General features: G+C 70.7%; 8 protein-coding genes. 3 read left to right on the forward strand and 5 right to left on the reverse strand.

The genetic code is table 11. The features are described 5' to 3' along the window. Positions 1-2: 2 nt before the first annotated feature. Positions 3-2,369 carry a TIM-barrel domain-containing protein gene (locus ACIBAF_RS40850; RefSeq protein WP_399470382.1) on the reverse strand — a complete coding sequence of 789 codons (2,367 nt, stop codon included), beginning with the start codon at positions 2,367-2,369 and terminating at the stop codon, positions 3-5. 213 nt (positions 2,370-2,582) lie between these two features. On the opposite strand from ACIBAF_RS40850, the gene ACIBAF_RS40855 reads away from it, so the two are divergent. Continuing rightward, positions 2,583-4,550, forward strand: coding sequence for an acetoacetate--CoA ligase (locus ACIBAF_RS40855; RefSeq protein WP_399470384.1), 1,968 nt, complete (start codon positions 2,583-2,585; stop codon positions 4,548-4,550). 24 nt (positions 4,551-4,574) lie between these two features. Here ACIBAF_RS40855 and ACIBAF_RS40860 read toward each other — a convergent pair whose 3' ends face one another. Then, on the reverse strand, positions 4,575-5,894 hold the full coding sequence (locus ACIBAF_RS40860) for an aminotransferase class I/II-fold pyridoxal phosphate-dependent enzyme (protein WP_399470386.1): 1,320 nt from the start codon (positions 5,892-5,894) through the stop codon (positions 4,575-4,577). Between the two features lie 113 nt (positions 5,895-6,007). On the opposite strand from ACIBAF_RS40860, the gene ACIBAF_RS40865 reads away from it, so the two are divergent. Next, positions 6,008-7,216 (forward strand): MFS transporter, encoded by a 1,209-nt coding sequence (locus tag ACIBAF_RS40865; RefSeq protein ID WP_399470388.1) that lies wholly within the window; start codon positions 6,008-6,010, stop codon positions 7,214-7,216. Between the two features lie 24 nt (positions 7,217-7,240). After that, positions 7,241-8,134 carry a hypothetical protein gene (locus ACIBAF_RS40870; protein WP_399470390.1) on the forward strand — a complete coding sequence of 298 codons (894 nt, stop codon included), beginning with the start codon at positions 7,241-7,243 and terminating at the stop codon, positions 8,132-8,134. A gap of 86 nt (positions 8,135-8,220) precedes the next feature. Here the strand turns inward: ACIBAF_RS40870 and ptsP are convergent, their stop codons facing one another. The 3 genes from ptsP to ACIBAF_RS40885 form a co-directional block, all read right to left on the reverse strand. Beyond that, positions 8,221-9,891: a phosphoenolpyruvate--protein phosphotransferase gene (gene ptsP, locus ACIBAF_RS40875; RefSeq protein WP_399470392.1), complete on the reverse strand. Its 1,671-nt coding sequence runs from the start codon at positions 9,889-9,891 to the stop codon at positions 8,221-8,223. 79 nt (positions 9,892-9,970) lie between these two features. After that, complete coding sequence (locus tag ACIBAF_RS40880) at positions 9,971-10,420, reverse strand: PTS glucose transporter subunit IIA (RefSeq protein WP_399470395.1); 450 nt, start codon at positions 10,418-10,420, stop codon at positions 9,971-9,973. 200 nt (positions 10,421-10,620) lie between these two features. Further along, on the reverse strand, positions 10,621-10,813 hold a 193-nt coding region (locus tag ACIBAF_RS40885; protein WP_399470397.1), incomplete at its 5' end, for a hypothetical protein.

A 10,813-nucleotide genomic window follows, 5' to 3' on the forward strand; every position in this document is an offset into this window, starting at 1 on the left:
GCTCAACGCTCGCCGAGCCCGCGTACGCGCACCGGGTGGGACGGCACGCGCACGCCGTCCTCGCCCTCCTGCTCGACGACGACCCGCGGGCCCTCCCACCGGGCGACGTACCGCTCGACCTCCGGCTCCGCCCAGCCGTCGCCCGCGTCCCGCACCACCAGACCACCACCCGTCCGCCCCCGGACCGGCGCCCATACCTCCAGCTCCAGAGCGCCGTCGTCCCCTCGCACCGGCATGACGCAACCCGCGCGCGCGAGCACCGGAATACGCGACAGGGGGGCGTCCACGAGCACCTGCCCCGGCCCCTCGTACGCCCGCCCCGTCGCCGTGTCGTACCAGCGCCCCCGCGGCAGCTGCACCGCACGTCGGTCGGCGCCCGGGGCGAGCACCGGCGCCACCAGCAGGCAGTCACCCAACAAGAACGCGTCCTCGCAGTCCCGCAACGCCCGGTTACCGGGCGCTCCCCACCACACCGGGCGCACATAGGGGGCTCCCGTACGCCGGGCCAGATGCGCCAGCGTCATGAAGTACGGCAACAGCCGCCGACGCTCGACGAGTGCCACGCGCGCGTGCTCCAACACCTCGGGACCGAACTCCCACGGCTCCCGGCGTCCCGCCCGCAGACTCGCATGCGTGCGGAACAGAGGCAGGTACGCGCCCAGCTGGAACCAGCGTAGATACAGCTCCGGAGACGGACTGCCGTCGAAACCCCCCACGTCGGGCCCTGAATACGGCACCCCGCACAGCCCGAGCCCCATCACCAGGGACAGCGACGCCCGCAGTCCCGGCCAGCCCGTGGCGACGTCTCCGGACCAGGTGCCGCCATAGCGCTGCAGGCCCGCCCAGCCGGACCGGGAGAAGACGAACGGACGCTGGTCCGCCACGAGCTCCCGCAGCCCCTCGTAGGCGGCCCGGGCCATGCACAGCCCGTACACGTTGTGCGCCTCGCGGTGATCACCACCGCGCCCCTCCAGGGAGTGCCGGGCCGACCGGGGCAACGTCGACTCCCCGAAAGCGGCGAACGACGTCGGCTCGTTCATGTCGTGCCAGAAGCCTGCGAACCCCTGGGCGATCCGCTCGGCGTAGAGACCTCCCCACCACTGCCGCACGCGCGCGTGCGTGAAGTCCGGGAAAACCGCCTCCCCCGGCCAGACGACGCCCTCGACGAGCCGAGCCGACCCGTCCCGCACGAACGCGTCCTCGGCGACCCCGCTGTCGTACACCGCGTTGCCAGGCGCCGCCTTGACCGCCGGGTCGATGATCGACACGAGGCGTATCCCGTCCCGCCGCAACTCCTCGGCGAGCACCGACAGCTTCGGGAATCGGTCCTCGTCGACGGTGAACACCTGGTGCTCGTCGTAGTGGTCGATGTCGAGGTGGACGGCGTCGAGCGGCAGGTCGTGCTCGTGATAGCCCGCCACGATCCGGCGCACCTCCTGCTCGCTGCCGAAGCCCCAGCGCGCGTGATGGTGTCCGAGCGCCCATGCGGGCGGCAGCGCCGGCGCCCCGGTGAGCGAGGCCCAGGCGAGCAGCACGCGCGCGGGGGTGCCCACAATCGCCCAGCAGCGCAACGGTCCGCCGTCCATCCGCACCTCGCACGCTCCGGCCCGGTCGTGGCCCGAGCCGGCTCCCTCCTCGCCTTCCCGCAGCGCGACCGAGCCGTCCCAGGAGGTGTCGTGGAACACCAGGTGTGTGCCCGCGTCGGCCACTACCAGCTGCACCGGCATCGTGAGGTAGAGCGGATCGTCCTCGCGATCGAACGCGTGCCCGGGATCCGTGTTCCACAGCCGGTACGTCCCGTCGCGCAGACGCGGCCCGGACGCCCGCCCGCCGAGACCGAAGAAGCGCGCGTCCGCCGCCACCTCCGAGCGCTGCATCCAGCGCGCCGGGCCACCGCCCTGCGGCTCCCACCACCGGGGCGGCAGATCACGGCGCAACACCACGCCTCCCGGCGTGCACACCTCCACGGCGCCGTGCCGCGAGACCACGACCGTCACCCGCTCGGCGACGACCCGCCATCCACCGTCCTTGTCCGGCTCCAGCACCGCCCGGGGATCAGGCTCCGGACAACGGCCGGCCAGCGCGTACGAGGGCTCCGGCCCGGCACCGTCCCAACCCCAGAACACGGCCCCGCTCACCGCGACGCGGATCGTCAGCTCCGAGCGGCTGAACCGGAGCGTCCCACCGCCGGGCCCCGGCTCCACCTCCTGCACGAGACCCGGCACCCGCGCCCGCTCGGGACCCCGTACCGGCAGCCCCCTGGCATCGGCGCGCCTCCTGCGCCACGCGGCCCGCACCGTGCGCAACCCCTGGGCAGCTCCCGCGGGACCGACCGCTTTCATCGAACGCACCAGGTCACGACCGTCCATGCTGTTCACCCTGCCACTGACCGCGCCACGCGCGCGGGTCGTTCAACTTGCGTTCACCCATGGCGGGACCACATCTTCACGACACGGCCTGTGCGGAACCCACCCTGGTGCAGAAGTCGATCACATGGCATCGTCCGTGTCAGCCGCGTCACGCGCACCACCCCAGCTCGTGCGCGGCGACGCACACGACGCGCAGAGTCCGGGAGCCGCCCCATGCCGACCGTGAACCCCGAGCCGCTCTGGCGGCCAGATCCGCAGCGCATCGCCCAGGCCCAGATCACGAAGTTCCAGCGATGGGCGGCCGAGCAGCACGGAGCCCCGTCCGAAGGCGGCTATCCGGCACTGCACCGCTGGTCCGTGGACGAGCTGGAGACGTTCTGGAAAGCCGTCACGGAGTGGTTCGACGTGCGGTTTTCGACACCCTACGCGCGCGTGCTGGGCGACCGCGCCATGCCCGGCGCCCAGTGGTTCCCCGGAGCGACGCTGAACTACGCCGAGCACGCCCTGCGCGCCGCAACCACCCGCCCGGCGGAACCGGCCCTGGTGTACGTCGACGAGACCCACGAACCGAGCCCGGTGACCTGGTCCGAGCTGCGCCGCCAGGTCGGCTCACTCGCCGTCGAGCTGCGCGCCCTCGGCGTGCGCCCCGGCGACCGGGTCAGCGGCTACCTCCCGAACGTCCCGCAGGCCGTCGTGGCCCTCCTCGCCACGGCCGCCGTGGGCGGTGTCTGGACCTCCTGCGCCCCCGACTTCGGCGCCCGCAGCGTCCTGGACCGCTTCCAGCAGGTCGAACCGGTCGTCCTGTTCACCGTCGACGGCTACCGCTACGGGGGCAAGGAGCACGACCGCCGTGACGTCGTGGCCGAACTCCGCGCCGGACTGCCAACCCTGCGTGCCGTGGTCCACATCCCGCTGCTGGGCACCGAGCCGCCTCAGGGAGCCCTGGACTGGTCGGCCCTGACAGCCGCGGACGAGGAACCCGTCTTCGAACAGGTCCCCTTCGACCATCCTCTCTGGGTGCTCTACTCCTCCGGCACGACCGGCCTGCCCAAGGCCATCGTCCACTCCCAGGGCGGCATCCTGGTCGAACACCTCAAGCAGCTCGGCCTGCAGTGCGACCTGGGCCCCGAGGATCGTTTCTTCTGGTACACCTCGACCGGCTGGATGATGTGGAACTTCCTCGTCTCCGGCCTCCTGACCGGTACGACGATCGTCCTCTACGACGGCAGCCCCGGTTACCCCGACACGGGCGCCCAGTGGCGCATCGCCGAACGCACGGGCGCCACCCTCTACGGCACCTCGGCGGCGTACGTCATGGCCTGCCGCAAGGCGGAGGTCCACCCGGCCCGCGAGTTCGACCTCTCCCGCGTCCAGTGCGTCGCCACCACGGGCTCCCCGCTCCCTCCCGACGGCTTCCGCTGGCTGCACGACGAGGTGCGCGACGACCTGTGGATCGCCTCCGTCAGCGGCGGCACGGACGTGTGCTCCTGCTTCGCCGGGGCGGTTCCGACGCTCCCGGTCCACACGGGCGAGCTTCAGGCCCCCGGCCTCGGCACCGACCTGCAGTCCTGGGACCCGCACGGTCACCCGGTCGTCGACGAGGTCGGTGAGCTCGTCGTCACCAACCCCATGCCCTCGATGCCGGTCCGGTTCTGGAACGACCCTGACGGCAGCCGCTACCACGACAGCTACTTCGACACCTACCCGGGCGTATGGCGTCACGGCGACTGGATCACCGTCACCTCGCGCGGCTCCCTCGTCATCCACGGCCGCTCCGACTCCACGCTCAACCGCCAGGGGGTGCGCATGGGCTCGGCCGACATCTACGAGGTCGTCGAACGGCTCCCCGAGATCAAGGAATCCCTGGTCATCGGCATCGAACAGCCCGACGGCGGCTACTGGATGCCCCTTTTCGTGCACCTCGCCCCCGGTGCTGTCCTCGACGAGGCGCTCCTGGACCGCATCAAACAGTCCATCCGTGAACAGCTCTCGCCACGCCACGTCCCCGACGAGGTCATCGAGGTGCCCGGAGTCCCGCACACCCTCACCGGAAAACGCATCGAGGTCCCGGTCAAACGCCTCCTCCAGGGCACCCCGCTGGAAAAGGCCGTCAACCCGGGCTCCGTCGACGACCTGGAACTCCTGCACTTCTACGAAGACCTCGCCCGCAAACGAGTCTGAGAGCACATCGTGAGAGCCGACGCCTCAGCCGCCGTAGGTGGCCTCGGACTCGCCGAGCACGACCGCGAAATCCGAGGCCAACTGCACAGCGTCGGCCGGTTCCAGCCCGGCGACGGAGATCCGCACCCCGGGACCGGACGACGACCGGAACCGCGTTCCCGCCGCGACCCACCAACCGTGCGAGCGCAGCCCGTTCACCACCGCCGACTCGTCCCGCACCGGCACCCACAGGTTCATGCCGCTCACACCGTGCCCGGCGATGCCGCAGGCCACGAGTTCCCGGAGCAGTGCATCCCTGCGCAGCGCGTACGTCTGCCGCGCACGCTGCACCAACGCGCGCGTGTCGTCGTCGGTCAGCAACCCGTACACCGTCTCCTGCAGGAGATGACTGACCCAGCCCGACGTCAGCAGCAGCCGACCGTCGTGACGGGCCAGCGTGGTCGCGTCGCAGGCCGCGGCAGCCCAGCGTAGGTCCGTCCCCAGGAACTTGCTCACCGTCCGCACATGCACCCAGCGCGGCAGCCCCGCGGAGGCGAGGGTCCACAAGGGCGCGTCCGCCACCGCGGAGGCGTGGTCGTTCTCGACGACCAGCAGATCCGGTCCGTCCTGCAGTACGCCGACGAGCGCGTCCCTGCGCACCTCGGAAAAACAGCCCCCATAAGGGTTCTGCGCGCGCGGACTGCACACCAGCGCGCGTGCCCCCGCCCCCAGGGCCGCTCGAAGCGCCTCGGGCCGCACCCCCTCGTCGTCGACGGCCACCGGCACGATGCGCAGGCCCAGCGCCGTGACCAGGTCCAGCAGATGGTGATAGCCGGGATCTTCCATGGCGACCGCGTCACCGGGCCGCAGTTCGACCGACAGCAGCCGCCCGATCAGATCGAGCGCCCCATGGGCGAACGTCACATGATCCACCGGCACGCCGTCGGGGCGCAGCCAGTCGCGTACGGCCTCCTCCAACCGTCCCAACCTGGGCGTCGAACGATGAGAACGGGCGCCGGGGGACAGGCGCGAGGGCGGCACCAGAGCGGGCAGCAGCGCGGGATCGGGATGCCCGCCGGCCAGGTCCCGCAGCCCGCTCGGCACCTTGGGCGGCCTGCGGGACGCCACGGCGGGGACCGGGGCCACGACAGTGCCGCCCCGCCCGCGCGTGACCACGATGCCCCGCCGCCGCAGCTCCTTGTAAGCCGTCGCGACCGTTCCCGGGCTCACCCCGAGTTCGTCCGCGAGCCGTCGCACCGGGGGCAGCGCGGCCCCTGGCCGCAACGCGCCCTCGGCCACGCCCCGTTCGACGGACCCGGCAATCCCCTTGGCGGTCGTACCGCTGATCCCATATTGTGTTGCCACATTGCCAATTATGTATCAATACATAACTCTCGGCAAGGGGGAGCCAAGTGCATCCGATCCGTCGCGCAGCCACCTGGCCGAGTCGCATACCCGGAGGCCGTGACGGACGCGCGATGCTGACCATCGCCCTCGTCGACCGCGTCGGAAGCGGCCTGTGGGCATCGGTCAGCGTCCTCTACTTCACCTACGTCTGCGGCCTCTCCCTCGGCGAGGTCGGCACCCTCGTCGCCGTGGCCGGAGCCGTGGGCATCGCAGGCGCCCCTTTCGGCGGCCGACTCGCGGACCGCTTCCCGCTCACCCGCGTACTGATCGCGGTCCAACTGCTGCGGGCACTGGCCTCCTTCGCCCTGCTCACCACGGACCGATACGCCCTCCTGCTCGCCTTCTGCGCGGTCGGCAGTTTCGGCGACAGGGCCGCCAACGTCCTCACCAAGCTCTACGCCACCCGCGCCGCCGGCCGGGAGCGCGTTCGTTACCAGGCGATCCAGCGCACCGTCGCGAACGTGGGCTGGGCGCTCGGCGGCCTGGCCGCAGCGGCGGCTCTCGCCGTCGGCGACAGCGCCGCATACCAGTGGCTCCTCGTCGGCGACGCCCTGTCCTTCGTCGGCTCCGCCCTCCTCACCCTCCGCTGCGGCGAACCCACCTCCCGAACCCGCACGGTGATCACGGCCAAACACCCCAAACCCACCGCCAGACCGGTCAGCCCATGGCGTGACCGCACCTACCTCGCCTACGTGGCCACCGACACCGTCCTCTTCCTCGACGACGCCGTTTTCAAGGTCGGCCTACCCCTGTGGATCGCTCACGTGGCCACCGCACCGCACGGCCTCGCACCCCTCCTGCTCGTCCTGAACAACGTGCTGGTCGTGGCACTTCAGGTCCCCCTGTCCCGGTTCGGCGCGACCACGGCGGCAGCCCGCGCTCTCCTTGTCCCGCTCTCGGCGGCCTTCGCCCTGGGCGGCGTCGCGATGACGGTGTCGACGGCCGGCGGAACCCTCACCGCCCCACTGCTCCTCACCGCCGCGGCCGTGTTCTTCACCCTCGCCGAGATGCTCCACGCCACGATCTCCTGGGAACTCTCCGTCGCCCTGGCCCCGAACACCGCCCAGGGGGCCTACCTCGGCGTCCACGGCCTGGCCCAGTCCGCCCAGCGCAGCCTCGGACCACTCGCCGTCACCTCCGCGATCGCCACAGGCCCCCTCGGCTGGCTTGCCTTCGGCGGCTGCATCGCTGTGACCTGCATATTTCAGCACCGCATGGTGCGCGACCGACTCACGAAAGACCCGTTGTCAGTGCCGTCGATTACTGTGAGTGAGCATTGATCGACTGTGCACACAGGGGGAAACATGGCACACACCGACCGCCAGACCATGCGACGCGTCCTGCGCCGAGAAATCGCCGGCACCATCGGCCTGCTCACCGACGAACACGACTTCCGTGCCATGCGGCACTACCGCACCTTCACGTTCGACGATCATGCCACCTACCTCCGACAGGTCGAAGACCTCCTGAGGACACGCGCCCTGCAAGGCGCCCACACCACCCTGGCCCTCTTCGACCCCCAGGAGTACGCCGAATACTGCGCCGCCAAGGGGCTCGACCCCGACATCCCCACCAACCGCACCCGCTTCACGGCCGAACTCGCGACCACAGGCCCCACCATCCCCTACGAGGGCCAACCCCTCGCCGACCTCGTGCCCGCCCTCGTCGACGAAGCCGTCCGGCAGGCGACCTGGGAGTACGCGGCCACCCTTCTGGCCCGCCTCGGCGCCTGCGCCACCTGCGGCGAGGACATCGGCCGCGCCGCCTTCACGCGCGCATCGAGCCTCGTCGCCCGGATCCTCGAAACCGCACCACCCGGCAACCGGCACCTCGTCTGCAGCGTCACAGGCACCCCCGAAACACTGGTCGCCGTCCTCCACTCGGACGACGAAGCCAACGGCGCCACACAACTCGACGAGGCCGAAGCTCTCGAGTTCACCACCGTCCTCGCCCTCGGCCTCGCCACCCAGGGCCCGGGCGGCCTGGTCATGCGCACCACCGCTCACGGCGCCTCCGACCGGATCTACGGGTGGCGGCTGCGCGGCGACGGCCTTGAGCCCCTGACCGCCGGCGAGGTCTTCGACGCCTATTGCACCGATGCCGAATCCGGCGACCTCATCTCACCCGAGTCAGGCGTGGACTACTGCTTCCCACCGGACCTCGGACCGGAGGGACCGGCACCGGTCCACCAGCACTGATCCGAAGGGACGCCCAGGCACAGCTGGGGCGCTCCACCCGAAGGCGGAGCGCCCCAGCTCGCCGGCCAATCGCCGGCCGGATCCCACTACTCGCCGGACAGCACGGCCTGCGCCGCGCCACGCGCCTCCTCGGCGGTGTCCGCCGCACGTGCCGCAGCCGCGGCACGCTCGCACTGCGCCAGCGTGTACTTCGCCAGCGAAGCCCGCACATAGGGAATCGATGCCGAGCCCATGGAAAGTGAGGTGACCCCCAGACCCGTCAGCACACATGCGAGCAGCGGATCGGCAGCCGCCTCGCCGCACACACCGCAACTCTTGCCCTCGGCCGCGGCCGCCTCGGCCGACAGGGCGACGAGGTCGAGCAGAGCGGGCTGCCAGGGATCCTGCAGCCGGGACACAGCACCCACCTGCCGGTCGGCGGCGAAGGTGTACTGCGCGAGATCGTTCGTACCCAGCGACAGGAACTCCACCTCCTGCAGGATCGAACGAGCCCGCAGAGCGGCCGACGGAATCTCCACCATCGCTCCGAACTTCGCCCGCAGTCCCGCCGCACGGCACGCGTCGGCGAACGCTTTCGCGTCGGTGCGGTCCGCCACCATCGGCGCCATCACCTCGAGGTAGACCGGCAGCCCCTCGGCGGCCTTCGCCAGCGCCGTCAGCTGAGTCCGCAGGACGTCGGGATGGTCCAGCAGCGTTCGCAGCCCTCGCACGCCCAGCGCCGGGTTGGGCTCGTCGGCCGGCGTCAGGAAGTCCAGAGGCTTGTCCGCACCCGCATCCAGCACGCGGACGACGACTCGTCCTTCGGGGAACGCCTCAAGCACCTGCCGGTAGGCCTCGACCTGCTTCTCCTCGGAAGGCGCGTTCTTGCTGTCGTCGAGGAACAGGAACTCGGTACGGAAGAGCCCGACGCCTTCCGCGCCGGCCTCGACGGCAGCCGGTACATCGGCCGGCCCGCCGACGTTCGCCAGCAGTGGCACCTTGTGACCGTCGGCGGTGGCGCCCGGGCCGGTCGCGGCGGCGAGCGCCGCCTTGCGCTCGGCTGCCGCAGCCTGGAGCTGGGCCTTCTTCGCGTCGCTCGGATTCACGAAGATGTTGCCGGTGCTGCCGTCGACGGCGATCACCGTTCCTTCGGTGAGCTCGCTGGCACCCGGCAGGGCCACGACGGCCGGCACGCCGAGAGCGCGGGCGAGGATCGCACTGTGACTCGTCGGCCCGCCCTCCTCGGTCACGAAACCGAGCACCAGCGTCGGGTCCAGCAGCGCGGTGTCGGCGGGCGCCAGGTCCCTGGCGACCAGCACGTACGGCTCGTCACTGTCCGGGACACCCGGCATCGGGACACCCAAAAGACGGGCGACGATACGATTCCGCACATCGTCGAGGTCGGCCACACGCCCGGCGAGGTACTCACCGGCTCCTGCCAGCAACTCGCGATAGGCGGCGAAAGCGTCGTAGACGGCACGCTCGGCCGTGCTGCCGACGGCGATCCGCCGGTCCACGTCGACCATCAGCTCGGGGTCCTGAGCCATCATGGCCTGTGCCTCGAGCACCGCCTGGGCTTCGCCCCCCGCCAGATTGCCGCGCGCCATCAGGTCGGCTGCCACGGCCTCGACGGCCTTGCGGGCGCGCCCCTGCTCGCGCTCCGCCTCCTCCGCAGGGATCTGCTTGGCAGGCGGTTCGAGAACCGCCGTTCCCATGTGCCGAACCTCGCCGATCGCCACACCGTGACTCACGCCGACGCCTCGCAGCGTTGTCTCCATCTCACCCGTCTCCGATAGTGCGGCGGGTCCCGCCGCCGCGGTGGTTGTCCTCTGTGCCGCCGCGATGACGGCGTCGGCACTACTGCCAGGAAAAGAGAGCGTCGCCGGCTTTCACGTCGCCGTCTTCACGGAGTTCGCCGAGCGACTCGGCCGTGGCCTCCAGCGCGACGATTGGGCAGACCGGGGACTTGCCGGCCTGTTCCACGGCGACCGGGTTCCATCGCACGATGCTCTGCCCGCGCGTGACCGTGTCGCCCTTGTTCACGAGAACCTCGAAGCCCTCGCCATTGAGCTGCACGGTGTCGATCCCGAGGTGGGTGAGCACCCCGCGCCCTTCGGCGTCGACCACGACGAAAGCATGCGGGTGGAGGGAGACGATGACGCCGTCCACGGGTGCGACGGCCTCGGAAGGCTCACGCACCGGGTCGATCGCCGTGCCCGGGCCGACCATGGCCCCGGAGAAGACCGGATCCGGTACGCCGGCCAGTCCGATGGCGCGTCCTGCAAGAGGGGACGTCACGGTGGTCATGGGAAGCCTCCCAGGGGTGGAGATGTATATGGGCCGTTACTGCCTGTCCAGGACGGCGCACTGTGCAGCAGGGTATGTCATATGAAGTACCGGTTCCGCACGAGAGCCACGTCGTGGTCTAGACCACTACCCTAGTCGATTTGCAGCGCCTCCGCGGCCCCGTGTACAGTCGTACTCCTGCTTGAGGGTGAGTGACGCGATCAAGCGCGCTTGCCGAGCAGCACCCAACTTGTCAGATCCTCTCTCTGGATCATCTTCTGCATGCCTGCAGGACGGTGGTCAAGAAGCCGGAAAAACCCTGATAGAGTCGGAAACGCAAGACCGAAGGGAAGCGCCCGGAGGAAAGCCTGAGAGAGTCTCTCGGGTGAGTACAAAGGAAGCGTCCGTTCCTTG

Source organism: Streptomyces sp. NPDC051677 (assembly GCF_044453465.1).
GTDB lineage: Bacteria > Actinomycetota > Actinomycetes > Streptomycetales > Streptomycetaceae > Streptomyces.